The organism is Fluviirhizobium alvei (assembly GCF_030551875.1).
Lineage (GTDB): Bacteria > Pseudomonadota > Alphaproteobacteria > Rhizobiales > Rhizobiaceae > Rhizobium_E > Rhizobium_E alvei.
On record NZ_JAUOZU010000019.1, the window covers coordinates 22,820 to 48,858 of the forward strand.

General features: G+C 61.3%; 20 protein-coding genes. 5 read left to right on the forward strand and 15 right to left on the reverse strand.

The window, feature by feature from the left end; translation table 11 throughout:
- Entirely contained in the window at window positions 1-1,920 is a 1,920-nt protein-coding gene (locus Q4481_RS21700) for a methyl-accepting chemotaxis protein (RefSeq protein WP_304378507.1), read from the forward strand.
- A 99-nt stretch (window positions 1,921-2,019) separates the two neighbouring features.
- Here the strand turns inward: Q4481_RS21700 and Q4481_RS21705 are convergent, their stop codons facing one another.
- The 8 genes from Q4481_RS21705 to Q4481_RS21740 form a co-directional block, all read right to left on the reverse strand.
- Entirely contained in the window at window positions 2,020-3,264 is a 1,245-nt protein-coding gene (locus Q4481_RS21705; RefSeq protein ID WP_377354097.1) for an MFS transporter, read from the reverse strand.
- A 197-nt stretch (window positions 3,265-3,461) separates the two neighbouring features.
- Window positions 3,462-4,574 (reverse strand): Gfo/Idh/MocA family protein, encoded by a 1,113-nt coding sequence (locus Q4481_RS21710; protein ID WP_304378508.1) that lies wholly within the window; start codon window positions 4,572-4,574, stop codon window positions 3,462-3,464.
- A gap of 103 nt (window positions 4,575-4,677) precedes the next feature.
- Complete coding sequence (locus Q4481_RS21715) at window positions 4,678-5,757, reverse strand: ABC transporter permease (RefSeq protein WP_304378509.1); 1,080 nt, start codon at window positions 5,755-5,757, stop codon at window positions 4,678-4,680.
- Window positions 5,758-5,780: 23 nt separating this feature from the next.
- Window positions 5,781-7,328, reverse strand: a complete 1,548-nt coding sequence (locus tag Q4481_RS21720) for a sugar ABC transporter ATP-binding protein (RefSeq protein WP_304378510.1) — start codon at window positions 7,326-7,328, stop codon at window positions 5,781-5,783.
- Window positions 7,329-7,424: 96 nt separating this feature from the next.
- Window positions 7,425-8,351, reverse strand: coding sequence for a sugar ABC transporter substrate-binding protein (locus Q4481_RS21725; protein WP_304378511.1), 927 nt, complete (start codon window positions 8,349-8,351; stop codon window positions 7,425-7,427).
- 195 nt (window positions 8,352-8,546) lie between these two features.
- On the reverse strand, window positions 8,547-9,362 hold the full coding sequence (locus Q4481_RS21730; RefSeq protein ID WP_304378512.1) for a TIM barrel protein: 816 nt from the start codon (window positions 9,360-9,362) through the stop codon (window positions 8,547-8,549).
- A 157-nt stretch (window positions 9,363-9,519) separates the two neighbouring features.
- The gene (locus Q4481_RS21735) at window positions 9,520-10,551 is read right to left on the reverse strand and encodes a LacI family DNA-binding transcriptional regulator (RefSeq protein ID WP_304378513.1); all 1,032 of its coding nucleotides are present in this window, start codon (window positions 10,549-10,551) and stop codon (window positions 9,520-9,522) included.
- Window positions 10,552-10,778: 227 nt separating this feature from the next.
- Window positions 10,779-12,554 (reverse strand): sigma-54-dependent Fis family transcriptional regulator, encoded by a 1,776-nt coding sequence (locus Q4481_RS21740; RefSeq protein WP_304378514.1) that lies wholly within the window; start codon window positions 12,552-12,554, stop codon window positions 10,779-10,781.
- A 330-nt stretch (window positions 12,555-12,884) separates the two neighbouring features.
- Here Q4481_RS21740 and Q4481_RS21745 point away from each other — a divergent pair, with 330 nt between their 5' ends.
- From Q4481_RS21745 to Q4481_RS21755, 3 genes are all read left to right on the forward strand, one after another.
- A complete protein-coding gene (locus tag Q4481_RS21745; RefSeq protein WP_304378515.1) occupies window positions 12,885-14,357 on the forward strand; it encodes a benzaldehyde dehydrogenase in 1,473 nt (490 codons plus the stop codon).
- Between the two features lie 70 nt (window positions 14,358-14,427).
- Window positions 14,428-15,528, forward strand: coding sequence for an NAD(P)-dependent alcohol dehydrogenase (locus Q4481_RS21750; protein ID WP_304378516.1), 1,101 nt, complete (start codon window positions 14,428-14,430; stop codon window positions 15,526-15,528).
- A 54-nt stretch (window positions 15,529-15,582) separates the two neighbouring features.
- The gene (locus Q4481_RS21755; RefSeq protein ID WP_304378517.1) at window positions 15,583-16,419 is read left to right on the forward strand and encodes an alpha/beta fold hydrolase; all 837 of its coding nucleotides are present in this window, start codon (window positions 15,583-15,585) and stop codon (window positions 16,417-16,419) included.
- 9 nt (window positions 16,420-16,428) lie between these two features.
- On the opposite strand, the gene Q4481_RS21760 is transcribed toward Q4481_RS21755, so the two are convergent.
- The 7 genes from Q4481_RS21760 to Q4481_RS21790 all read right to left on the reverse strand — a co-directional run bounded on the left by Q4481_RS21760 (window position 16,429) and on the right by Q4481_RS21790 (window position 24,952).
- Entirely contained in the window at window positions 16,429-16,665 is a 237-nt protein-coding gene (locus Q4481_RS21760; RefSeq protein WP_368400815.1) for a WGR domain-containing protein, read from the reverse strand.
- Between the two features lie 93 nt (window positions 16,666-16,758).
- Window positions 16,759-18,687 (reverse strand): beta-galactosidase, encoded by a 1,929-nt coding sequence (locus tag Q4481_RS21765; protein WP_304378518.1) that lies wholly within the window; start codon window positions 18,685-18,687, stop codon window positions 16,759-16,761.
- Window positions 18,687-19,778 (reverse strand): ABC transporter ATP-binding protein, encoded by a 1,092-nt coding sequence (locus Q4481_RS21770; RefSeq protein ID WP_304378519.1) that lies wholly within the window; start codon window positions 19,776-19,778, stop codon window positions 18,687-18,689. Before Q4481_RS21770 ends, Q4481_RS21765 begins: the two co-directional genes overlap by 1 nt.
- Window positions 19,771-21,876: an alpha-galactosidase gene (locus Q4481_RS21775; protein WP_304378520.1), complete on the reverse strand. Its 2,106-nt coding sequence runs from the start codon at window positions 21,874-21,876 to the stop codon at window positions 19,771-19,773. The genes Q4481_RS21770 and Q4481_RS21775 overlap by 8 nt, the downstream gene beginning before the upstream one ends.
- Window positions 21,873-22,724, reverse strand: coding sequence for a carbohydrate ABC transporter permease (locus tag Q4481_RS21780; RefSeq protein WP_304378521.1), 852 nt, complete (start codon window positions 22,722-22,724; stop codon window positions 21,873-21,875). Before Q4481_RS21780 ends, Q4481_RS21775 begins: the two co-directional genes overlap by 4 nt.
- Entirely contained in the window at window positions 22,724-23,632 is a 909-nt protein-coding gene (locus Q4481_RS21785; protein ID WP_304378522.1) for a carbohydrate ABC transporter permease, read from the reverse strand. The genes Q4481_RS21780 and Q4481_RS21785 overlap by 1 nt, the downstream gene beginning before the upstream one ends.
- Before the next feature lie 87 nt (window positions 23,633-23,719).
- Window positions 23,720-24,952 carry an ABC transporter substrate-binding protein gene (locus Q4481_RS21790; RefSeq protein WP_304378523.1) on the reverse strand — a complete coding sequence of 411 codons (1,233 nt, stop codon included), beginning with the start codon at window positions 24,950-24,952 and terminating at the stop codon, window positions 23,720-23,722.
- 151 nt (window positions 24,953-25,103) lie between these two features.
- Between Q4481_RS21790 and Q4481_RS21795 the strand changes: the two genes are divergently transcribed.
- On the forward strand, window positions 25,104-26,030 hold the full coding sequence (locus Q4481_RS21795; RefSeq protein ID WP_377354089.1) for a helix-turn-helix domain-containing protein: 927 nt from the start codon (window positions 25,104-25,106) through the stop codon (window positions 26,028-26,030).
- Window positions 26,031-26,039: the final 9 nt, after the last annotated feature.

Genomic DNA, 26,039 nt, shown 5'->3' on the forward strand with positions numbered 1-26,039 from the left:
ATGCGCGACCTTAGGATTTCACGGAAACTCGTTCTTGCCTTCGCGGTCATCCTTGCCGTGGTCATCACATTTTGCGCTCTGGCCACCAATTCCTTTATCAAGATTGAGGACGCGACATCCGCCAATCAAGAATCGCAAGCAAGATTGAAGCTGACAGAGGAAATTCTGACAACGCTGGTCGAGCATCAGAATGCGATGCGTGGCTATGTGGCAAGCTTGAATGACGATTTCATAACGAGGATGGAGAAATATTCGGCCGCCTTGCCGCCCCTGATCAAGACACTTGAGGACAGTCTTAGCCCCGAGGAACGCGCCCAAACTGTTAGCCCGTTGCGAGAGTCCATTTCGACCTTCAACGGAGATGTTTCAAAGGCTGTGGCCGACGCGAAAGATTCGCAAAAACTCGAAGAAACGCGGGCAACCATTGCCAAAACTGCAAGACTAACCAAAATCCGTGAGATATTGGGGCAATTCACGGAAAATGAGCGCAAGTTGGCGGCCGCTCGTGATCAGGAGCTTCAAAGCGCCTTTCACACTGGAATGCTCACCCTCGCGATTGGCGGCCTGCTGACAGCATTGGTGGCGGTTCTCATGGGTGTCGTCCTTTCTCGCAGTCTTGGGCGACCGATCGTCACCATGACAGATGTCATGGGTAAACTCGCCAATGGAAAAACGGATGTCACGGTTCCGGAAACCGGTCGTTTGGACGAGATCGGAGCGATGGCAAAAACCGTCGAGGTTTTCCGCCAGAACGCACTGACCACGCAAAGGCTGGAGCAGGAAGCACTCGCCAATCGCAGCGAAGCCGAAAAACGCCGCGATGAAGAACAGCAGCGCCAAGCGCGCGAAGCCGAACAGCTGCGGCTCGCGAGCGCCGCGCTCGGCGACAACCTGAAGCGCCTGGCGAGTGGCGACCTGACCTGTCGGATCGAAACCCAGTTTGCACCGGAATATGAAGGGCTCCGCACTGACTTCAATGCCACGGTCGATCAGCTCAGCCAGACGGTCAGTGCGGTCATCGTTGCCGTCGACAACATGGATTCCGGAACCCGTGAAATTGCAACCGGTGCAACCGACCTTTCGAAACGGACCGAGCAGCAGGCAGCAGCTTTGGAAGAAACCGCCGCTGCACTCGACGAGATTACCGTGAATGTTTCGAGTTCGTCGAAGATGACGGAAGAGGCCCGCACTGTTGCCAGGGCGGCCACCCAGAGTGCGGCCCATTCAGCACATGTCGTGTCCAGCGCTGAAGACGCGATGGGGCGCATCGAAACCTCTTCGCAGCAGATCTCCAACATCATCGGTGTCATCGACGAAATCGCCTTCCAGACCAACCTTCTGGCGCTCAATGCCGGCGTCGAGGCCGCTCGCGCCGGGGAAGCCGGAAAGGGTTTCGCCGTCGTTGCCCAGGAAGTGCGCGAACTCGCCCAGCGTTCGGCCAACGCCGCCAAGGAAATCAAGGGCTTGATCCAGAATTCAACCACTGAAGTCGAAAGCGGCGTCAAGCTTGTTCGCGAAACCGGCGAGGCCCTGAAGACCATCGGCGACTACATTACCCGCATCAACAGCCACATGGAGTCGATCGCAACCTCGTCGCGGGAACAGTCCACCGGGCTGTCCGAGGTCAATGTTGCCGTCAACCAGATGGACCAGACCACGCAGCAGAACGCGGCCATGGTCGAGGAATCGACCGCTGCAGCGGCTTCGCTCTCGCAGGAAGCCGCCAAGCTGCGCGATCTCGTTTCCACCTTCAAGCTGGGCATGACGGCCAGCAGCAATGCCAGCGCGCTGCGCCAGACGGCCCGGGCGATGGCACAGCCCGCGCGTTCAACATCAACGGCAATGCCGGCGCGGACATCGCGACCGCTGAAAACGGCAGCGGCGGCGCAGCAGAGCAGCGATAGCTGGGAAGAGTTCTAAGGCTTTCCTCCAACCACGAAGACCGACGGCCCGAAGCAATTCGGGCCGTTCTTCATTGCAAGTGCGCGCTATTGAAAGGGTGTGAGGCCGAGCCAGGTTTCAGGCGCGACCCGGCTCTTCCAGAAGCGACCGGAACCGGATCCAGATCAGCCCGGCGATTGTGATCACGGCAAAGCCAGCCCCGGCAAGGAACGTGGCCTGTGGCCCGGCCAGATCCCAGAGCAAGCCTGCCAGCACGCTTGCGGCAAGCATCGCGAGCCCCGTCACCAGATTGTACATTCCGAACGCGGTTCCCCGGAGGTTCGCCGGTGCGGCATTGGCAATCAGGGCCGACAGCAGGCCCTGGGTAAAGCCCATATGCAGACCCCAAAGCACCACGCCCGTGGCGAGAAGCCAAATATCCGTCGCAAGGGCGAGCACGATATCGGCTGCGACGAGCAGCGCCAGCCCGGCGATGAGGATGCCGGTCGGTGTCATCCTGTCCGAAAGCATGCCGATCGGATAGGCCGACAGCGAATAGGCGAGCGACATGATCACCATCACCACGGGCACCAGCGCAATCGGAAGCCCGATCGACTGTGCCCGCAGGACGAGGAACGCCTCGCTGAACCGGGCCAGCGTGAAGATCGCGGCAATACCGACCACCCACCAGTAGCGGGCGCCGAGCCTTGCGAGTTCCCGCGGATGCAGCGGCATGCGCGCCGGACCTGCCGCTTCTTTCCTCTCCGGCTCCTTGACGAACAGGAGAAGGACAAGCACGGAAAGGACGGCCGGCAGCACGGCAAACCAGAAGACGGTCGGGAAATGGCCGGCAGTCGCCCACATCAATGCGATCGCCAGCAGCGGACCGATGAAGGCGCCGGCGGTATCGAGCGACTGGCGCAGGCCGAAACTGGCGCCTCTGAGTTCGGCAGGCGCGAGATCCGCCACGAGAGCATCGCGTGGCGCGCCCCGGATGCCCTTGCCGATACGATCGATGAAACGCGCCGCGATCAGCCATTCAATCGTGGTCGCCAGGGGGAAAATCGGTTTTGTAAGCGCGGCCAGCCCATAACCCAAGACCGCGAGCAGCTTGCGCTTGCCGAGCCAGTCGCTCAGCGCGCCGGAGAAGACCTTGGTAATGGAGGCTGTTGCTTCCGCGATCCCTTCGATGATCCCGACCGCCAGGGTCGATGTGCCGAGCACGGTGACCAGATAGATCGGCAACAGGGCATGGATCATTTCGGAGGAAACATCCATCAGGAGCGAAACGAAACCAAGCGCCCAGATGCCGGGCGGGATGCGCCGCCAGTGTGACATGACAGGCGTTTTATCGTCGGGGGACGCCGGGTTGGCCTTTTCCATCGGGGCTCCTGGAGCGCACCCTTTGTCCAGGGAATCGGGGAGGGCGCGCGTGTGCCGGATCCATTGACGCCGTCGACGTGACGTCCCGCATCATGGACCGGGACGCGGGCAGCTCTTGGGATAGCAATCCCCGGCTTTGACTGCAATCGGCACATCGCAAACTGGGCAATCCGTCGCGCCGCCCACAAGGTGGCGGTTTAGACGTCGACCCAACCGCGCTTTTCCGCCGAACGGGCCATGGCATGGACCACGCGTTCGATCTCCAGCCCGGCCGAAAAATCGATGACATGCGCATCGCCCCGGCCGGCGATGCGGCCGAGCAGTTCGTGGCATTCGATGACCTTCAGCTCGTTGAAGCCGAGCCCATGGCCCGGAGCCGGAACGAATTGCCGGTAGGGCGGGTGCGCCGGGCTTGCCAGAATGGTGCGGTAGCCCTGCAGACCCTCGCGATCGTCGGCGGAATAGATCTGCAACTCGTTCATGCGCTCCTGGTCGAACAGGATCGAGCCTTTCGAACCGAAGATCTGCAGCGCGATGCGGCCCTTGCGACCCCAGGCCGACCGGTTGACCATGAGGACGCCGGATGCGCCGCCTTCGGTGCGGAAGAGGGCCTGGGCGATATCGTGATTTTCGACCTCGCGCTGGCCGCCATCGCGAAGGGGCCGCGCCGCATAGGGCTTGGCCATATCGGCAACCACGGAAGTGATCCTTCCGTGCAGGACAGAGAGGAGCGACAGCGGATGGACGGCGAAATCATCGAGCGCGCCATATCCGGATGCCTTGTCGCTCTTCCAGTAGAAGGGTGCGGCCGCATCGGCCATGAAATCCTCATCCATCTCGAGGCGAATGTGGTTGACCGTGCCGATGCGGCCTTCATCGATCACCGAACGGGCAAGCCGGATCATCGGATTCTGGATGTAGTTATAGCCAAGGATAGCGATACGGCCGGAGCGTTTAGCTGCCTCCTGCATGCGCGTCGCATCTGCAAGCGAGGTCGCCATCGGCTTTTCGCACCAGACATGCTTGCCGGCCTCGAGGGCGGCAATGGCCATGTCGGCATGAAACTGGTTGGGTGCGGCTACGGAAATGACATCGATGGCAGGGTCGGCGATCAGCTCGCGCCAGTCGCCGGTGCCGCGCGAAAAGCCGAAGGACTTGGAATATCTGGCGGCCAGTTCGTCCGTCGCATCCGCAAGCGCAACCAGCCTTGGACGTTCGACATCGGGGAAGACGGTCGCAACCGAGGTCCAGGCCATGGCGTGGCATTTGCCCATATAGCCAGACCCGATCAATCCTACCCCGAGACCCATGGTATTCTCCTGATGACTTTGCGATTGCACTGCTTTCAACCCACCGGCAGCAGGACCGGCGGCGTTCTTCCGGGGCACGGCAGGCCCGCGCCCCCGATACCATTCATGCGCGCGATTTCCGGCGCTGGCGGTGGACATCGATGGCGACGGCCGCCACGATGATCAGGCCCTTGACGATTTCCTGATAGTAGGCGCCGACCTTGAGGAAGGTGAAGCCGGAGGTGACGACGCCGAGAATGATGGTGCCGATGACGGTGCCGGTGATCCGTCCCACGCCGCCGGCAAGCGAGGTGCCGCCAATGACGGTGGCCGCGATCGCATCCAGTTCGAAGGCAATGCCCATGTTGGGCTGACCGGACTGGGCGCGGGCCGCCAGCATGACGCCCGCCAGACCGGAAAGCAGGCCGGCCACGGCATAGACCTTGATGAGATGCTTGCCGATATCGATGCCCGAGACGCGCGCCGCCAGCGGATTGGCGCCGATCGCGTAGGTGAACTTGCCATAGCGCGTATAACTAAGCGCGATGTGGCAGATGATGGCAACGAGGAAGAAGACGATGACCGGGCGCGGCACCGGGAAGCCCCAGACCTCGAAACTCTGGCCGAACCAGCTGAATTCCGGGCTGAGGAGCGCCACCGGCTGGCCTTCAGTATACCAGCGCGCCAGACCCCGGGCCGACACCATCATGCCGAGCGTTGCGATGAAGGGCGGAATTCCGGTCTTGGCAATGGCAAAACCATTGACCCAGCCGAGCAGGAGCCCGATCAGCAGGCCGGCGGCGATGGCCCAGAAGGGGCTCGAATCGATGAACCAGGACATGCCGAACTGGGCAAATTCCGGCTGCAGGAAAACGGCCCGCGCATTGAGCGACGTCTGGGCAAAGCTTGCCGCGACCATGGCGATGAAGCCGACCAGCGACCCCGATGAAAGATCGACGCCTCCCGTGATGATGACCTGGGTGACGCCCACCGCGATGATGCCGGTGACGGCCACCTGCAGCACGATGATCGAAAGCCGCTGCTTGTTGGCAATGAAACTGTCGCCAATGAAGTACCAGCCGAGGATTTCGAAAATGATGATGATGCCGATCAGAACGCCGAGAATCGACACTTCGGCGGGCAATCGACGTACCTTCTTGAGGCCGGTTGTCGATGTATCGCCCAAATCATTCGCCGTCGCCATGGCTTTCACTCCCCCAGTCACACTCAGTGCGACGCCAGTTCCATTATCTTGACCTGATCGGCATCCTTGCGGTCGAGAATGCCGGTCATCCGTCCCTCATGCAGGACCATGATGCGATCGCTCATCCCCAGGACCTCGGGCATTTCCGACGAGATCATGATCACCGCCACGCCCTGGCCCGCCAGCTGGCAGATCAGCTTGTGAATTTCCGCTTTCGCGCCGACATCGATGCCGCGCGTCGGTTCGTCGAGGATGAGGATTTTCGGATCCGTCAGCAGCCAGCGGGCGATCAGCACCTTCTGCTGGTTGCCCCCCGACAGGTTGAGGATGCGCTCATGCATGTCCGGCGTGCGAACCCGCATGCGGTTGGCCATCGCTGCGGCATCGCGCGACAGCTTGCGTTGCTGGACGAATCCGAAATTGACATAGCGGTTCTGCAGCACCGCCATCTGGGCGTTTTCCTGGATGTCGAGAAGCAGGAAACAGCCGGTTTCCTTGCGATCCTCAGTCAGGAACGCCATGCCATGTTTCATGGCCACCGATGGCGACGAGACCTTCACTTCCTGACCGTGAATGAAGATCTGGCCTGCAGTTGCCGGCGTGACGCCGAAGATCGTTTCGGCCACATTCGACCGGCCCGAACCGACGAGCCCGGCAAGGCCGAGGATCTCGCCCGCGCGCACATCGAACGAGACATCGCGGAAAACGCCCTTGAGCGTGAGCCCTCGGACCGAAAGCACGACATCGCCGATCGGGACGGTTTCCTTCGGGAACATCTGGGTGATCTCGCGGCCGACCATCATGCGGATGATGTCATCCCGCGTCACCTCATTTGCGGCCCTGGTGGCAATATACTGGCCATCGCGGAACACCGAGACCTCGTCGGCGATCTCGAAAAGCTCGTTCATCTTGTGGGTGATGTAGATGATGCCCTTTCCATCGTCCTTGAGCGACCGGATGATGCGGAAGAGGTGGTTGACTTCCTTTTCGGTCAGCGCGGAGGTGGGCTCGTCCATGATCAGGACGTCGGAATTGTAGGAGACGGCCTTTGCGATTTCGACCATCTGACGGCTCGCCACACTGAGGGTGCCGATCTGGATTTCAGGGTCGATATCGATTTCGAGGCGGCGGAACAGGTCGCTGGTCATGCGGCTCATCTGGCGGTGGTCGATGAAGCCGAAGCGGTTCTTCGGTTCGCGCCGGATCCAGATGTTTTCGGCGACGGTCATGGAATTCATCAGGTTGAGTTCCTGATGGATCATGGCGATGCCATTCTCGAGCGCATCGAGCGGGCTCTTGAGACGGATATTCTGGCCCCGGAGCCTGAAGGTTCCGCTGTCGGGAACATAGATGCCGGCGAGGATCTTCATCAGCGTCGACTTGCCGGCGCCATTTTCGCCCATCAGCGCGTGTACGGTACCGCGCCTGAGCTTGAGATTCACATTGTCGAGGGCGACGACACCCGGAAATTCCTTGCGGACATCGCTGACCTCGAGCAGGAATTCAGCGCCTGGGACCGCGCCGCTTTCGCGCACGGCTTTCATCGTGGTGGGGCTGACAATGTTCGACATAGGGGCCTCGCCTGTGCGTCCTGCTGCCCGGAGGGGCAAATCGGAGATCCGCCGCCACCCGCAACCGGGTGGCGGCTTTGATCACGGCTGTGCCGATCAGTTCTTGGTGAGGAACTGATCCATGTTTTCAGGGGTGACGAGCTGGAACGGGATCCAGACCTTGGCATCGACCTTTTCGCCCTTGGCCAGCTTCATGGCCGCATCGACGGCACCGGCACCCTGACCGAAGGCATCCTGGAAGACGGTGACATCGAGATCGCCGGCCTTCATGTAGGCAAGCGCTTCCTGGGTCGCGTCAACACCGGCGACGACGACATCCTTCATGTCCCAACCGGCAGCCTTCATGGCATTGATGGCACCGATCGCCATATTGTCGTTGTTGGCAATCACGGCTGCGGGCTTGTGGCCGGCCGCAATCCAGTTGGTCATCAGGTCCTGCGCCTTGACCGGATCCCAGCCTGCGGTCTGTTCGTCGATGATCTTCATGCCCGAGCATTCCGGCGTGGCGATCACATCGTGAACGTCCTTGGTGCGCATGATCGCAGCCTGGTTGGCGAGATCACCCTGCATGACCAGGATATCACCCTTGCCACCGAGCAGGCGGCAGACTTCCTTGGTTTCCAGCGTTCCGGAATCAGCTTCGTTGGACGCCACAAACGCACCCTTGGGTCCAAGAGCATCGACGTCGATCGGCTGGCGGTTGACATAGACGATCGGAATGCCGGCATCATTGGCCAGCTTGGTCATCGGCGCCGTCGCCGAGGTATCGACCGCATTGACGATGATGGCATCAACCTTGGCGGCGATGAAGTTCTGGATCTGCGAAAGCTGCTTCTGCACATCGTCATCGGCAATTTCGATCTGCACCGGCTGGTTGGCATCGCCAGCAGCTTTCTCGATGCCCTTGCGCAGAACGGTCAGGAACGTATCCGAGTTCGCCATCGACACGCCGATATCGCCGGCATAGGCCGAGGTGGATGCGAGAAGCGCCAGCGTGGCGCCTGCAATCAGCTTCTTGAACATGTCTTTCTCCTCCACAGCGGGTGTCCGGTCGCACCCTTTTTACCGGAAGCCCGGATGATCCCGGGGCGATTATCCTGCTCGTCTCCCGCCGAGCAGCTTCGGAATATATATTCTTATTCCTCATAGTCAGAATAAATATTCCATTTATCCGCCATGTCAATCAAAAACCCACCGGAGGGAGGAGATCAGATGTCGCTAATGCAACCCGGACCGGATAAGCGCCATGCTGGCCCGCAGCATTTTGAGCGGATCAGCGGCGTCGTGGACCGACGGAGCGAACGGTTCGAAGGAGAAAGGGCCGCCATATCCGGCATCGCAAAGCGCCCGGATCTGACCGATATTGGCGAGGCGATCCCGCTCGGTCACCAGAACGCGATGCGGATCCCGCATGTCGTCGACGGCGATCGAAGGATCGTCAACGCCCGAGATATGAACAAGCCCGGTCCAGTCCGGAAAGAGGTCCGGCTCGCCGGCGAGCACATGGTGGAACGTGTCGTGGACGAGGCGGAAACGGTCGCCGCCGCCGATCGCCTCGATGGCTTCGACAGCCTCGCGTTTGGACCGGAGCGAGCAGATCCGGAACCCGAGTGGCTCGACAAGCCCCCAAATGCCCGCCTGTCCCAGAATCGGCTTCAGCCCGGTCAAAGCCTCGCGCAGATTTCTCTGCCGTTCGCCCTCCGCCTGCCCGGTGCCATCATTGACCGGCACCAGAACGAGCGCTTTTGCGCCACAGGCGGCAGCAAAGGATGCCAGGTCGCGCGCTTCCTGCTCTCGGGCGAGGGTCCAATCGTTGAAGCGCTGCAGGGCATTGATGGAAATGATCTCTGCCCCGTGACCGGCGGCGGCGGCACGGACCGTTTCCGGCAGAATCCCGTTCAGGATGGCATTGCCGGCGAGATCGTTGCGGATCTCGAACTGGTGGATGCCAAGGGCTGTGCCGAGCTTGAAAAAATCGTCGAGCGAAAGGCGGGGCGCAACCATGTGGTTGAGCGCGAAGACAGGCGAAGACATGAAACTCTCCCAATGAAGGGCGGGCAGGACCATTCCTCAACCAGCCCACCGACCAAAGGTCAGCAGGTTTCGCGATAGGCGTCAAAGACGAAGTTGGCTCAAATCATCGCATTGGTGATAGAATTAGCGATTGGGAATGCAATGATTCCATCATTCCCTAGACATTCTCCGGTATGAAAAGTTCGATCGGCAGAAAGGTCTGGCCCGGCGCCGTCGCCGGGCCATGATCGACCGCAGCCACCATGAGAGAGACAAGTTCGCGGCAAAGCCTGGCAAGCGGGGTCGCGATGGCGAGCGTGACGATTTCGTCGGCAAGTGCTGCCCGGGAAACCGGCGTGAGTTCATTGACGACGACAACGGGCTTGCTGGCAAGGCCGGCCTCTCGGAGTGCTGCGATCGCGCCTTCCATGCCACCGCCGGCAACGTAGAAACCGACGAGATCGGGATGGCGGTGCAGGAGATCGAGGGTTGCCTCGTGGGTGATCTGCACCGTCTCGAGATTGACCAGCGTATCGACCACGTCGAATTCCGGCGCCTGTTCGCGGAAAAAGGACCGGAAGCCGATCTCGCGCAATTCGTGACCGTGGTAACGGTGACTGCCGACGAAAACAGCGACCTTGCCCGGTTTCGTCGCCGTCTTCGCAATCATCCAGGCGGCCGTGCGACCAGCTTTGCGGTTGTTCAGCCCGACATAACCTTCGCGGATCCCCGACGCGAAATCGGAAAGAAGAGAGAAGACGGGAATTCCCTTCGCTTTCAACTCCTCGACCGCAACCGAGAGCGCCGGGTAATCCGGTGCCGTCATGGCGACCGCCTGGTTGCGATGGCCGATTTCGCGCAGCTTCTCGACAAGTTCGACCGGGGTCTGCGGAATGCAGAAATCGATCTGCGCCACGCCCCTGATGCCGGGATGGCTCTGCACCGCCGCTTCGATTTCGCGTGCAAAGATCTGATAGAAGTGGTGATCGGGCTTTTGCAGGATGAAACCGAGCCTATATTGCGGCAAGCCTTCGAAAATCCGTTGCTGCAGAAGCCCGACGGCGTGAAAGCCAATTTCATTGGCCGCATCATAGACGCGGCGGGCCGTCTCCTCCCGCACCTTGTGGCGGCCGTTGAGCACGCGGTCGACTGTCGCGACACTGACACCGGCGACCCTCGCAAGATCGGCAATGGTGGGACGGGACGCCATGAAAGCTCCGTTCATGAAAGAATGACATCATTTTTCGAACGGAAGATGATTTGAATTGACGGATGATTGCAAGCGCCTGTCGCGCCTTCCCGAGTGCGGGTCCGTCCTTTTGCCAAGGGACAGGATGGACCCGCCACCACCGGGGCGGGCGGCTGGACATGGCAGGGAAGGGCAATCAAGGCGCAAGGTTGGCATCGTCAGGGGCGGCCGGCCATCGAGCCGCTAAACTACGTCACGGCGCCGATCTTTCGCAGTCGATATTCGAGCTTTGCCCGCGTCATGTTCAGCGACCGGGCCGCTGCTGCGATGTTGCCTCCCGCCTCAGAAAGGGCGGAGCGATAGAGATCAGCCTCCGCCTGCCGGATCGCTTCCGGCGAGGTGATTGGTGCCGATGGGCCGGAGGGGCGTTCCGGCCGTTCATCCCGCGTCGCGCCGATCCTGCCTTCGCCGGTGAGATGCATGGCGCTGGCCGGCACGGTCTCGAAGCCGGTGAAAAGGTGGCGGATATCGATGAGCTGGCCCGCATCCGAGAAGATGACGCCACGTTCGACGAGGTTCTGCAGTTCGCGGATGTTGCCGGGGAAATGATAGGCGAGAAGCGCATCCATGGCACGGCGAGTGAAGCCCGTGACATCGCGGCGATGGCGTTCGCGGAAGAGCTTGAGGAAATGCGCCGCCAAGAGCGGAATATCGTCCCGCCTGTCCCTGAGGGGCGGAATGGCAATCGGAAACACACAGAGCCGGAAATAGAGATCCTGCCGGAAGCGGCCGGCGCGCACCTCCTCTGCGAGGTCGACATTGGAGGCCGCCACCACCCGCACATCGACCGGAATGGTGCGACTGCCCCCGACCCGTTCGATCTTGCGCTCCTGGATGGCGCGCAGCATCTTGCCCTGGGCGGAATAGGTGAGAGACGCGATCTCATCGAGAAAGAGCGTGCCGCCATGGGCGCGTTCGAAATAGCCGGCCCGCGATTGAACCGCGCCGGTGAAGGCGCCTTTCTCCACCCCGAACAGCTCGGATTCGACGAGAGTTTCTGGGATCGCGGCGCAATTGATCGGCACGAAGGGGCCGCCGCTGCGCGGGCTCAGCTTGTGCAGCTCGCTGGAAAACAGCTCCTTGCCGACACCGGATTCGCCGATGAACAGCACGGTCGCATCGGTATCGGCCACCTTTTCCAGCATCAGGCGGGTGCGCAGGAAGCTGGCCGACACGCCGACGACCTGGCCTTCGCTGGCCTCCGCCGGCGTTGAATAGGGCCTGGCGCCCGCAGCATGGCGCTCGACGGCAACATAGCGCCGGCTCTTCCAGTCTAGCCCGAGATAGGACCGTTCGGGCGCATCCTTGCCCCAGGCTTCGGCATGCTGGCCGACGACAAGGCAGCGCGGCGCCCCCATGCCGGCGCATTCCACCTCGCGGAAAATCACCGGCCGGCCGAAAAGCGTGCTCGTGTAGCCGGAAGGATAGCCGGTCTGCATCCAGCAGACCGGTTCGCTTGCAATTCCATAGCTGGCTATATGCTCGGCAGCTTCGGAGGAATCGTCCCAGGAAAACTCGCCGAAATAGGTTCCTTTGCGCAGGTCGAACTGGAAGCCCTTGGTCGTGACCTTCACGAAACCTTCGAGCGTATGCACACGCGGCCCGGCGGCCAGCGCATGGGTGAGATCCTGCTGCGGAAACCGCTTCTGGATCAGTTCAGCATCGCGCACGCCCTGCATATAGCCGACGCGCATGAACAGGGCCTTGGCCGTTTCGAGCCCGAAGGCGTCGATGATTTCCTGCCGGAGCCGGCCAAGCACCTGCGACTGGATCAGCACCATCCGCTGGTCGTTGAGCCAGATGCGCCCGTCGCCCAGCGCGAAATGCAAGGCCTCGGTCAAATCACCCAAGGTCGGTGCGGCACCGGTGTCCAGTTCGCTGAAGGCGCCCTTCGTCAGCAGGCGACCGGTCTTGCGGTTGGCCTCTGCCAGCGAGATCAATCCTTCGGGTCGCTCTGATGTCATCACGATTTCATTTCTGGTTTGGTGATTTTCATGAAGATATTTCATCATTTAATGAATAACAAGGTGAATGCGACGATGGCTCTTCGCAACATGTCTCGCCGTGAAATTTGAGCAATATCAATCTATTGAAACCATAGACCCGCCTCCGGCCACCGTTTCGGCTGATCTGGCACGCAGCTTGCAAAACTCTATGCGACCGCTTGAGGAGGCGGCAGGAGGATATCGGCCAGGCGCCAAATACCGCTTTGTAACGCATCGGCGAGCACCGATCTGCGTGACGGCGAAGCCATGCCTCTCGCCTCTCCTCGACGGAACCATGAGGAGGAACCGATGAATATTGAAAACCAGAACTTTCTTGATGCCGAGCGCTGGGCGGGCCGCGCCTTCTTTGCCGACTGGCAGAAGACGACAGCCGGCGTGGCCGATGTGACCGATCCTTCGACCGGTGCGGTGATCGCCTCGGTCGGTATCGGCGGACCGGCCGACATTGCCCGCGCTGCCGCCGAAGCCCGCGCGGCCCAGAAGGGCTGGGCAAAAATGCTGCCCACCGACCGCGCCCGCATTCTCAACAAGGCTGCCGACCTGCTCGAGCAGAATGGCGCCGAACTCATTCCCTGGATCATGCGCGAATCCGGCTCGATCTATCCCAAGGCGGGCATCGAGATCGAGCATGGCGCGCTCTTCATCCGCCATGCCGCCAACCTCGCCACCGCGCCGATGGGGCTGATGCTGCCGGCGATGGATGCCCGAACCAACTATGCCAAGCGGGTGCCACATGGCGTGGTCGGCGTCATCTCTCCATTCAATTTCCCGCTCGTTCTTTCGGTCCGCTCGATTGCTGCAGCGCTCGCCTTCGGCAATGCCGTGGTCCACAAGCCCGATCCCCGCACGCCGATTTCCGGCGGCATCATCATTGCCCGCATCTTCGAGGAGGCCGGCCTTCCGAAGGGTGTGCTGCAGATCGTGCCGGGTGGCGCCGATGCCGGCGAGGCCATGTGCGTTGATCCGAACATTGCGATGATCTCGTTTACCGGTTCGGCGCGCGGCGGCTCCAAGGTTGCCGAAATTGCCGGCAAACATTTCAAGAAGGTGCAGCTCGAACTCGGCGGCAAGAACTCGCTGATCGTGCTTGACGATGCCGATCTCGATATCGCCGCTTCCAACTCTGCCTGGGGCGCCTTCCTGCATCAGGGCCAGATCTGCATGGCCACCGGCCTCATTCTCGCCCACGAGAAAATTGCCGAGGCGCTGACCGAAAGACTGGTGACCAAGGCTTCGCATCTGCCGGCGGGCGATCCCTCATCCGGTCAGGTGGCGCTTGGCCCGATCATTTCCGACGGGCAGGTCAAGGCCATACAGGAGATCGTGGACGAAGCCGTTGCCAAGGGCGCGACGCTGCTCGCCGGCGGCACCCATGACGGCCGCCACTATGCCGCCACCGTTCTGGCCGGGGTCAAGCCGGGCATGCGCGCCTTCGATGAGGAGATCTTCGGACCCGTGGCCTGCATTGCCACCTTCGAAACCGATCAGGAGGCGATCGATCTCACAAATCGCAGCGACTATGGCCTCGCCGCCGGCATCATCTCGGCCAATACCAGCCGCGCGCTGCGCCTGGCCGACGAGCTGGATGTCGGCATGGTCCATGTCAACGACCAGACGGTCAATGGCGGACCATTCGCACCCTTCGGCGGCCCGCGCAAATCGGGCAACGGCACCCGCATCGGCGGCCCCGCCGACATCGAGGAATTCACCACCTGGAAGTGGATCTCGGTGAAGGACGCCGCCACGCTCTATCCGTTCTGATCCCCGCGAGGACAGGGATGCGGGCTAAAGCCCGCATCCCAGCCACACCATTTCATTCAGGAGCTTGAACATGCAGATCACGGCTGCGGTCGCCCGTTCGCAAGGGGCCGACCTTTCTCTCGAAACCATCGATATCGAAGAACCGCGCGACAATGAGATTCTGGTCAAGGTGGTCGCCACCGGCGTCTGCCACACCGATATCGTCGTGCGTGACGGCATGCTGCCGACGCCGATGCCCGTCGTCCTCGGCCACGAGGGCGCTGGCATCGTCGAAAAGGTCGGCCGGGGCATTTCCAAGGTCAAGGAAGGCGACAAGGTGGTGATGACCTTCAACAGCTGCGGCCATTGCCCAAGCTGCCAGGACCATCACATCAGCTATTGCCACGAATTCTTTCCGCGCAACTTCTTCGCCACCCGCGCCGATGGCACCAGCGCCCTTTCGAAAGGTTCCGAGACGGTGCATGGCAATTTCTTTGGCCAGTCATCGTTCGCCACCCATGCCATCTGCCATGAGGTGAATGTGGTGAAGGTGCCGGACAGCGCCCCGCTCGAACTGATGGGACCGCTTGCCTGCGGCATCCAGACCGGCGCCGGCGCGGTGATGAACGCGCTCAAGGTCTCGGCCGGCAAGAGTTTTGCCGTCTTCGGCTCCGGCTCGGTTGGCCTGTCGGCGATCATGGCGGCCAAGGTCGTCGGCGCCACCACCATCATTGCGGTGGATATGAATGACGAGCGGCTGGCGATGGCCCGCGAACTCGGCGCCACCCACACGATCAATCCCGGCAAGGCGGATGCGACAGCCGAGATCATGGCGATTACCGGCCATGGCCTCAATTTCGCGCTCGATACGACGGGCATTTCGAGCGTGATCCGCAATGCGGTGATGGCGCTGGCGCCGATGGGCACCTGCGGCATTCTCGGCGCCTCTGCGATGGGTACGGAAATCCATCTCGACGAGGTGCATTTCATGAGCGGCGGCCGCCGGCTGATGGGGATCGTCGAGGGCGAATCCAACCCCGATACCTTCATTCCCATGCTGGCAGAACTCTATGCGCAGGGCCGCTTCCCCTTCGACAAGCTGGTGAACTTCTACGACTTCGCCGACATCAACCAGGCCATCCACGATTCCGAAAACGGCAAGGCGATCAAGCCGATCGTGCGGATGCAGTGAAGATAGAAGACCCGCCCTTCCGGGCGGGTCATCCAATGCAAGAAGGGAACGCCGATGATCGAAGACAAGTATATCCATGTCGATACGACCCGTATCCGTTACCGGGATAGCGGCGGCAGCGGGCCTGTGGTTCTCCTGAGCCACGGAATTGGTGCATCGCTTGAAATCTGGGACAGGCAACTGACTGCCCTGGGCCAGAGGCTGCGGCTGATCGCCTGGGACATGCCGGGCCATGGACTGTCCGATCTCGGTCACAGGCCCTACGGTCCCGATGACTTTGCCGTATTCGGTTGGCGTTTCGTTGAGGCGATCGGGATCGAAAAACTGCATCTGGCAGGCAATTCGCTGGGCGGCGCGGTGTCGCTGCGCATGGCCGGTATTGCACCCGATCGAACACAGAGCCTGCTGCTTGCCAATGCCGCGACGCTCGGGCGTGAAAACCCGCTGCCCTTTCGGCTGATGACGCTGCCGCTTCTGGGACCCTTGATGAACAGGCCAGGGCCGATGGCCGTCAGCCAGCAGATCAAGGCGATTGTTGCCGACCCGGCCTGTATCGATGCGGCACTCCGCGCGGTCATTTCGCGTAATGTGCACAAGCCGGGTGCCGACAAGGCGTTTCTCGCGACCCTGCGCCAGATGGGCGGCCTGGGTGGCCAAAGCAAAAGGCTGATTGTTCAGTCGCGCCGTCTGTTGTCCGAACTGAAGGTGCCGGTTCTCTTCGTGCATGGCCGCGACGACCATGTCATTCCGGTGGCGCATTCCGAACTGGCTGCGGCCATCCCATCCCGCGCCTCGCTGAACATCCTCGACAATTGCGGACATACGCCACAGATCGAGAAACCAAAGGATTTCAACGCGCTTCTGACGGGTTTCATCATGGCCCAAGGCTGAGTGGCGCCTTCAGGGGCGGTCGCAATAACCCCGCCGCCGCTTGCGCGTCTCCCAGAGCCTCAGCTCCGCCCAGGCTTCTTCAAGGGATGCGACAGGCGTGGACCGGCTCTGGCCGCTGCGTCCGATCCGGCCCCAGGTGCGGCGGGCGAGCAGCTGGCCGAAGAGATCGCATTCGATCTCCAGCCTGTAATACCGCGCCATGTTCTTTTCCGGCTGACACCGTTCCAACTCGATCATCGTCTGCATGAAACGATGATCGCGCCAGTGGGGTGCCCTGTCCAACGACAGTTATGAATCGGTCGCGCCCGACCGATTCACCTGCGTGAACTGTCAGCCTTCTCAGCGCCAGATCGCAACCGCCTGCGGCTTCAGCACCGCCTCGCCGAGCAGGATCTCGGCGCCTGCCGGCAGCGCCCAGTCTTCGGTTCCGTAGTTGAAGGCGAAGGAGAGGGGGCCGCGACGACGGATGCGGATGAAATCCGGCACCGGCATGGTCGCAATCCCAGCTTTTTCGGTCACCAACGCCATCGTCGAGGCCAGCAGTTTTTCATCGGGCCAGCAGGCGAGATAAAGAAGATTGTTGCGTTCGGTGAGCGCCGGATCGCCATTTTCGAACCGGGCCAGCACCGTTGCTCGGCTCTCGGCATATTCGCGCCAGCGGATGGCGGCACCCGATACCGAGCCGGTGACCGCATCGGCAAGGCCGGGACGCAAGGAGGCGACCTGAACGATGCGATTGCCGCTGAGTTCGCCGAGCGGACCGGGCGGCAGCATATCCGGAATGCGGAAGTTGCGATCACGCGAGCCGCTGCGCGGACCGACGAGAACCGTTGCTGCGGTGCGAGCGAGTTCGGCGCGCGTGGCCTCGTCCACTTCCGTCATGCAGGGAACGAGGACGAGCCGATAGCCCTCGAGCGAGGCACCCGGGCGGACGAAATCGACATTCAGACCAAGATGGCGCAGGGCCTCGTACCAGCGGAAGCAAAGTTCCTCGTAACGGAAATCCTTGCCCTGCGGCTGGATCACCGTCGACCAGTGGCTCTGATAGTCGAAGAGAATGGCGACCGGCGCCTGACCGGTTTCCGGCAGCGGGCCAAGGGCCGCCAGCTCTTCGGCAACCTGCCGGGCCTCGCGGCCACCGGGCGACCATTCGTCGAGCCCCGGAAGGTTGAGGCCGGCATGCATCTGCTCCTGGGCGAAAGGGGCCTGACGCCAGCGGAAATAGCTGACCACCTCGGCACCATGCGCGAGCGCTTCCCAGGTCCAGAGCCGCACCATGCCCGGTTTCGGCACCGGGTTCCATGGCGCCCAGTTGACCGGCCCCGGCTGCTGTTCCATGACCCAGAAACGGCCCTTGCCGACAGCGCGATAGAGATCGTGGTGATAGGGCGCGATATCTGGATGCGAGGTCTCGGCCCAGCGATTGCGCTCTTCTTCGGTGAAGGGGAACTTCTCGACGAAACCGATCGGATAGCTGTCCCAGGAGGCGAGATCGAGATTGTCGCCGACCTTGAAATGATCGAAATCCGAGACGAAACCCATGAAATTGTGGGTGATCCAGCGGCCCGGCGAGTATTTTCGGATGATGGCGCACTGCATGGCATCATAGGCCGCGACCTGATCGGAATGGTACCGCCAGAAATCGAGCCGCGTGGCCGGGTTGGGTTCGGTGACCGTCAGATTGGGCAGCGTGACCTCATCGAAGCTTTCGAGCTCCATCGACCAGAAGACCGAGCCCCAGGCTTCATTGAGCTGATCGGCGGACTGGTAGCGTAGCCTGAGCCAGCGCTTGAAGCCCTTGAGATCTTCGGGACCCCAGGAGAGGGTCGTATCATGACAGCCATATTCATTATCGGTCTGCCAGCCGGCGATGCCCGGATGATCGCCATAGCGTTTTGCAACGATTTCGACGATGCGGGCACTTTCCTTCCACCAGGTCTCCGAGGAAAACGTGTAGTGGCGACGCGAGCCGAAACCGCGCGGACGGCCATGCTCGTCATAGGGGATGATATCCGGGCATTGATCCACCAGCCATTTGGGCGGCGTCGCCGTCGGCGTGCCAAGCACGATCTTGAGGCCAGCTTCGGTCAGGATGTCGATGGCGCGGTCGAGCCACTCGAAGGTGAACCGGTCCCGCGACGGTTCCAGCCGCGACCAGGCGAATTCACCGATACGAACAAAGGAGATGCCGAGTTCGCGCATGCGGCGCGCGTCGGTTTTCCACCGGTCTTCATCCCAATGTTCCGGATAGTAGCAAACGCCGAGCATTATCGTGTCAGATCCCCGTTGATGACGGCTTTGCCGTCCTTGTCGAACAGATGGCAGGCCTTGGCATGAATGCCGAGGCGAATGGTCTGGCCCGGCTTTTCGCTGGCGAGACCATCGGCCTTCACGGCCAGTTCCGAACCATCGGCAAGAGTGACGAAGAACAGCGTCTCCGATCCGAGATATTCGGCAAGCTTCACGGTGGCCTCGATGACGATGTCGCCCTTGCCGGTCGCATCAATATGTTCGGGGCGAATGCCGAAGGTCATCTCGCCAGCGGCAACAGTTGCTCCGTGGGTCGGGATGGCGATGTCGGCACCCGGAAGATGGGCAATCGCGCTGCCATCCTGTACTGAGACCCGGACCTTGAGGAAATTCATCTTCGGCGAGCCGATGAAGCCAGCGACGAACAGGTTGTTCGGGCGATGATAGAGTTCGAGCGGCGAACCGACCTGCTCGATACGGCCGGCGGAAAGAACCACGATCTTGTCGGCCATGGTCATGGCCTCGACCTGATCATGGGTGACATAGATCATCGTCGCCTTGAGATCCTGATGCAGTTTCGACAGTTCGGTGCGCATCTGCACGCGCAGCGCCGCATCGAGGTTCGACAGTGGCTCATCGAACAGGAAGACATCCGGGTTGCGCACAATGGCGCGACCGATTGCAACGCGCTGGCGCTGACCGCCGGAAAGCTGCCCGGGCTTGCGCTGCAGAAGCGGTTCGAGCTGCAGCATGCGGGCCGCAGCGGCGGTTCGTTCGGCGATCAGGGCCTTGGGATGGCCGGTCATCTTGAGGCCGAACCCGATATTCTCTTCCACCGTCATATGCGGATAGAGCGCATAGGACTGGAACACCATGGCGACGCCACGCTCGGACGGACCGATGCTGGTCATGTCCTTGCCGCCGATCGACAAGGCGCCGGAGGTGATTTCTTCAAGACCGGCGATCATGCGCAGAAGGGTGGACTTTCCGCAGCCGGACGGGCCGACGAAAACGCAGAACTCGCCGCCCCTGACGTCGAGATCGACGCCCTTGATGACGCTGAGTGCGCCGAACTGTTTCTTGACGTCGCGAAGGCTCACGTCAGCCATGGGTCTTGCCTCCCTTGATCGGTTCAAATTCGAGCAGCATGGCACTTTCAGGCGCCAGCATCGGCAGCGGCAGACCGGCAAGGCCGGCGCTTTCGAGCGCGAATGCGACGGCACCGGAAAGAAGCGCCTTCTGCCCTTCGGAGATGCGGATGAAGTGCGGTGCAGCCGGCAGAACAGTGCTGATCCGCCATTGGCCACCCAGGCGGGTCACGGAATCGGGCAGGCGCAGCGGTGCAGGCTGCTCACCCACCATCTGCGGTCCCTGGGCGACGACCAGCACGATCTTTTCGGCCGAGACGGCGCCCCAGACATAGCGGCCATCGACCGGTTCCATCCGGAAATTGGCGCCCGGCGCATGGAAGAGCGCGCGATTGCGCTTGTAGGCCTTGATATAGACCTTGAGCTCGTCGCGCTCTTCATCCGTCAGTTCGAGCGGGTTGAGTTCGACGCCGAGATGATAGGCGATCGCGACCAGCGCGCGGAAGGAAAGCGTGTGCCGGCGACCGGTCTGGTGGTTCGGCGAGGCCGAGATATGGCTGCCCAGGATTTCCGGCGGCAGGAAGAGCGAGGCGCCGCGCTGGATTTCAAGCCGCTCCAGTGCATCGGTGCAATCGGACGTCCAGACGCGATGGGTGCGTGCAAGAACGCCATAATCGATGCGGCCGCCGCCCGAAGCGCAGCTTTCGATCTCCACTTTCGGATGGGCAGCGCGGACGCGGTCCATCAGCGCATAGACCGCGCGCGTCTGGGCGGCGATCTTTGCCTTGCCGTCACGTCCGCCGGCATGGGTGAGATCGCGGTTCATGTCCCATTTGATATAGGAGACGGCATGGCGGGAAAGCACGGCGTCGATCTTGCCGAAGAGGTAATTCGACACCTCCGGACGCGTGAGATCGAGCACGAGCTGGGTGCGGGACTGAAGCACCGGGCGGCCCTCGATTGTCAGCGCCCAATCGGGATGCGCCTTGTAGAGCTCCGAAACCGGGTTCACCATTTCGGGTTCGAACCAGATGCCGAACTGCATGCCAAGACCCGTGACATGATCGACGAGCGACTTCAGGCCATCAGGATACTTGCGTGCATCGATATCCCAGTCACCAAGGCTTGTCGTGTCATCGTCGCGCTTGCCGAACCAGCCGTCATCGAGCACGAAACGCTCGATGCCCAATTCGGCCGCGGCGGTTGCCTGCGCCTTCAGCGAATCCATCCGATGATCGAAATAGTTGCCTTCCCAGGTGTTGAGCGTCACCGGCCGCGGCGCCATCTCCGCACCCGGCCAGTCAAGAAGCTCCGTCCGCACAAAGGCGTGGAATGCTTCGCTGTCCGGACCGGCATAGGCGACCGGGCTCTGATAGCTTTCGCCCGGTGCGAGGATGATTTCGCCGGGCTCGAACAGTTCACCGAGATGAACGAGGCGCCGTCCGTCATCGATACGGTCGATGACGAGCTGGTGGCCGCCGCTCCAGCCGAGCGTCACGCCGAACCGGGTGCCTTCGCCCTCGATGAAGAGCATCGGGAAACGATCATGCGAGGTGCGGCCACGACGGCTTTCCTGACTCCAGATGCCGTTGCCGAGCGTCTCGCGGCGGGTCTGGAACTCGCGTCCCCAGATGCCGGTGAAGCTGGTGACTTCGACCGGCCCGGCCGGAACCGGAAAGGTCGCTGCCATGCAGCGGTCGAGCTGATAGGCCTGATCGCCATGGTTGGTGAGCCGGCTCGCCATGCCGATGACGCCGCTTTCATGCGCTGTCAGCTCAACGACGATCTCGAGCCTGGCGACCGGATCGGTGCCCAAAAGACGCGTCGTGCGTCCATCGCGCTCGACCGTCCACTGGCCGAACTGGGCCACGAAATCGCGGCCCATGCGATGGCCAGCAACGGCAGGCCAGCCGAAAAAGCCCATGCCACCGGTTGGCAGCAGAACATTTGCCGGCACCGCGACATCCATGCCGTTGATGCGGCTGGACCGTTCGACCTCGAACAGCGGCTCGGCACCGGCAACCGGTCGGCCGAGGCAGAGGATTTCCGGCATGCCGAGTTCGGGCAGGCTGAGGCTGAGGCTGAACTCGGCGGAGCCGATCGTAAGAATATCGCTCATCCCTTTGTTGCTCCGAGGGTCAGGCCGGCAATGAAATGCCGCTGCATGAGAAAGAACATGGCGACCGGCGGCAGTGCCGCAACGATCGATCCGGCCGAAACCAGATGCCAGGCGGCAACCCACTGGCCGTTCAGCGAATAGAGACCGGCCGTGACCGGCATCGCATGCTGACCCTGGACAAGCACGGTGGCCCAGAAATAGTCGTTCCAGACGAAGGTGAAGATCAGAACCGACAGGGCAGCAATGGCCGGGCGCATCAAAGGCAGCACGATATAGCGGAAGATCCGCCATTCGGACACGCCCTCGACGCGGGCGGATTCGATCAGTGCGAACGGCAGGCCCTTGATGAAATTGCGCATGAAGAGCGTGCAGAAACCGGTCTGGAAGGCGACGTGGAAAAGGACGAGGCCGAGCGTCGTATCATAAAGACCGGCCCGCAGCGTCATGTCGCGCACCGGCACCATGAGGATCTGGAACGGGATGAAGTTGCCGGCGACGAACAGGAAGAAAAGGACGAGATTGCCCTTGAAATTATAGACCGCCAGCGCAAAGCCGGTAAGGCAGGACAGCGCCACCGCGCCGATCACCGTCGGGATCGTCACCTTGAACGAGTTGAGGATATAGTAGCCGATCGGCGAATTGGCAAAGACGGCTTTGTAATTCTCGAAACCGGCAAAACCGGAAGGGATGCCGAAATAGTTGCCGGCGGCGAGATCGCTTGCCGGGCGGACCGACGTGATGGCAACTCCGATGAGCGGTAGGAGCCAGAGCATGAGGGCCACCGGCAACAGGACCTTGTAGGCGGTCTGCGCGAAGGGCGAGGCCTTCTGGATGGGCGTGGGGAACATCAGGCGTTCCTTTCCTGGGAAAGCATGCGCACGATGAAGAGCGAGATGAAGACCATCATGATCAGGAAGAGCACGACCGCGATGGCCGCGCCGTAGCCCATGCGGAAGCCATATTCGGACAGCGCCTGCTCATACATGAAATAGGACAGGACCTGGCTCGAACCGTAGGGACCGCCGGCAGTCATGATCGAGACGAGGTCGAAGGACCGGAGCGAACCAATGACGGTGACGACCATGGCGATGAAGGTAGCCGGCGCAAGCTGCGGCAGGATGACGTGCCAGAGCAGCCGGAATCCCTTGGCGCCATCCATGCGGGCGGCTTCCACCTGTTCCGGGTTGATGTTGTTGAGACCCGTCAGATAGAGGATCATGCAATAGGCGGTTTGCGGCCAGAGGCCAGCAACGATGATGCCGTAAGTCACGAAACGCTCATCGGCGAGGACCGCGATCTGTTCGCCGAACAGCATTTCGGTGAGCTTCGAGAAGAGGCCGAAATCCGGCGCGTAGAACCAGGTGAACATCAGGCCGACCACGACCTGACTGATCACGAAGGGGAAGAAGAACATCGATTTGTAGAAACGGATGCCGGCAACCGTCTGGTTAAGGAAGAGGGCCGCCGCGAGGCCTGCCGGGATCGACAGAAGATAGAGCACCAGCCAGATCAGATTGTTCTTGAGCGACACATAGAACGTATCGTCATCCAGGAGCTCGACATAGTTGCCAAGCCCGATCCAGCTCATCTCGCCCAGTCCGTCCCAGTCGTGAAAACTGATCCAGATCGACTGGAAGATCGGAACGAGCACGTAGATTACGAACATCAGCATGCCCGGTGCCAGAAACAGGACGGGCGCCAGCTTCTGCTGGTTGCGCTTCCAGTAGCTGGATGGGGCGGAGGCGGTGTTGCTCATGGCGGCACCTCGAATGAAAACGGAAACGGCAACCGGATGCCACGGACCCCAAGGGCCCTGCAGCACCCGGCGCAGGGAGCCAGAGGCTTACTTGTAGACGCGCGCCCGGACCTTTTCGAGCCGCTCGAGGATCTTGTCCAGATTGTCGGGCTTGACCATGAATTCCTGGAAGCCTTCCATACCGGCCTTTGCCATTTCGGCATTGGCATCACGATCGTAGAACTGCGCCAGAGCGTAAGCGTTCGACAGCATGTTGAAGCCGGCTTCGAGGAAGACGTCCTTCGGCTTTTCGGCCTTGTTGTTGACCGGCAGCTGGCCGAGCGTGGCGTTCATCTTGGACTGGGCTTCCGGCGAAGCAAGGTAGGCGAGGAACTTCTTCGCATCTTCCTTGTTCTTGGCGCCCGACGGGATGTGGAACGTATCGGTCGGCGCCTCTTCCGCCATCGGAATGCCGGCGGTGATTTCCGGGAACTGCATGAAGCCGATCTGCTCTTCCTTCAGTCCACCTTCCTTCATGGTGGCGACGGCGAAGTTGCCCATCAGATACATGGCAGCCTTGCCCTGCACCATCTGCGGGATGGCATCCTGCCAGTCGATAGCGGCATGGTTTTCGTTGAAATAGCCGGCCTTGACCAGCTCGCCCCACTTTTCGAACACGGCCTTCACGCGCGGATCGGTGTAGGGAACCTTGCCGGAGGTCAGTTCCATGTGGAATTCATAACCATTGACGCGCAGGTCGAGATAATCGAACCAGCCGCCCGTCGGCCACAGCGCCTTGGTGCCGATCGTGATCGGCGTGACACCGGCAGACTTCAGCTTTTCGCAGGCAGCGAGGAATTCGGCCCAGGTCTTCGGCGGCGTGATGCCCTGTGCAGCAAAGACATCCTTACGATAGTAGATGCCCCACTGGTAATAGGTATAGGGAACGCCCCACTTCTTGCCGTCGATGGTCATCGAGGCGGACGCGGACTTGAGCTGGTCGTTGAAGCCGTTGGCTTCCCAGACATCCGACACATCCTCGAACAGACCGGCCTTGACGAAGGGTTCCATGCGGTTGCCGGCATACCAGGCAGCAACGTCCGGCGCATCCGCCGTCAGGAAGTTGCGGATGGCGGACTTGTAGCCTTCGTGGTCGAAATTGTTCCACTTGACGGTAATGTCGGGATTGGCCTTCTGGAAATCGGCGATCAGATCTTCCATCGCCTTCTTGGGCGCCGGATCCGAATGGTCGGAGTTGATCACGATTTCACCGGCAAAGGCGGTGGATGACAGAAGGGCAGCGCCCAGCGCGAAGCCGCTCAGGCTTTTGAAAAAGGTCATGTTTTCCTCCCTATGACCGTGGTGCATCGCTTATGCGGAGCTCAGGCTCCGGATCCCACCGGAACAGAAATCTCAGCTCGTCTTGATCATGGTCTGCAAAGCCCGTAACATTCTACCGAGTTTTCGCAGAAGTTTTCCGGGATCCTAAGATTTGGAACATGCAAAGCCCCTGTTGGTGGACGAATCCGTCCCCGTGCATCCCGATCATGACCCACGTCATCCGCTGGTCATCTTCGGCGACCACCGTTTCTGTGCCGGGGAAAACCTGACGGTGCAGCGCATGGCCGGGCCGCATATGCACAGCCAGGTCGAACTCAATTTCGTTCTCAGCGGCCACATGACCTACTGGTTCGATGGCCGCGAACTGACGGTGGACGAGGGGCGGCTAGTGCTGTTCTGGGGCATGATCCCACACCAAGTGATCGATCGGCGCGAGGGAACCACCTTCATCTGCCTCTATATTCCGATGTCGGTCTTTCTGGGGCTCGCCAATCTGGAACGGTTCCGCGATGCCGTCTTTCGCGGCGCGATGATCGAGGCGCTCGAACTGCGCCCCTATGATCGAGACATCTTCTCCCGCTGGCGCGACGAACTGCTCTCCGGCGACAAAGGACTGGCCGAGATCGTTCGCAACGAACTGACAGCCCGTGTTCTGAGGATCGAACGCGACGGCTGGCGCGACCTGCGCGAGGAAGGCTCGGCCATTGCCAGCTTTACCGACAATGACAGCGAGCGTTTCGATCATATCGAGCGGATGCTGCGCTATGTCGCCGAACATGCGCTCGAAAACATTTCGGCAGAGGATGTCGGCCGCTCGGTCGGCCTGCATCCGAACTATGCGATGTCGATCTTCAAGCGCGCCGTCGGCCACACGATCAACCAGGCGATCGTGCGGCACCGGCTGGATACCGCGCAGTCGCTGCTGATCTCGACCGATCTCTCGATCACGGAAGTGGCCTTTGAAAGCGGCTTCGGTTCGGTCTCCCGCTTCTATGAGGCCTTTGGCGATCGCTTTTTCGAAAAGCCAACCGCTTTTCGCCGGCGGATGCGTGCAAAAAGCATACAATTGCCGGCTTGACGCCCTCGG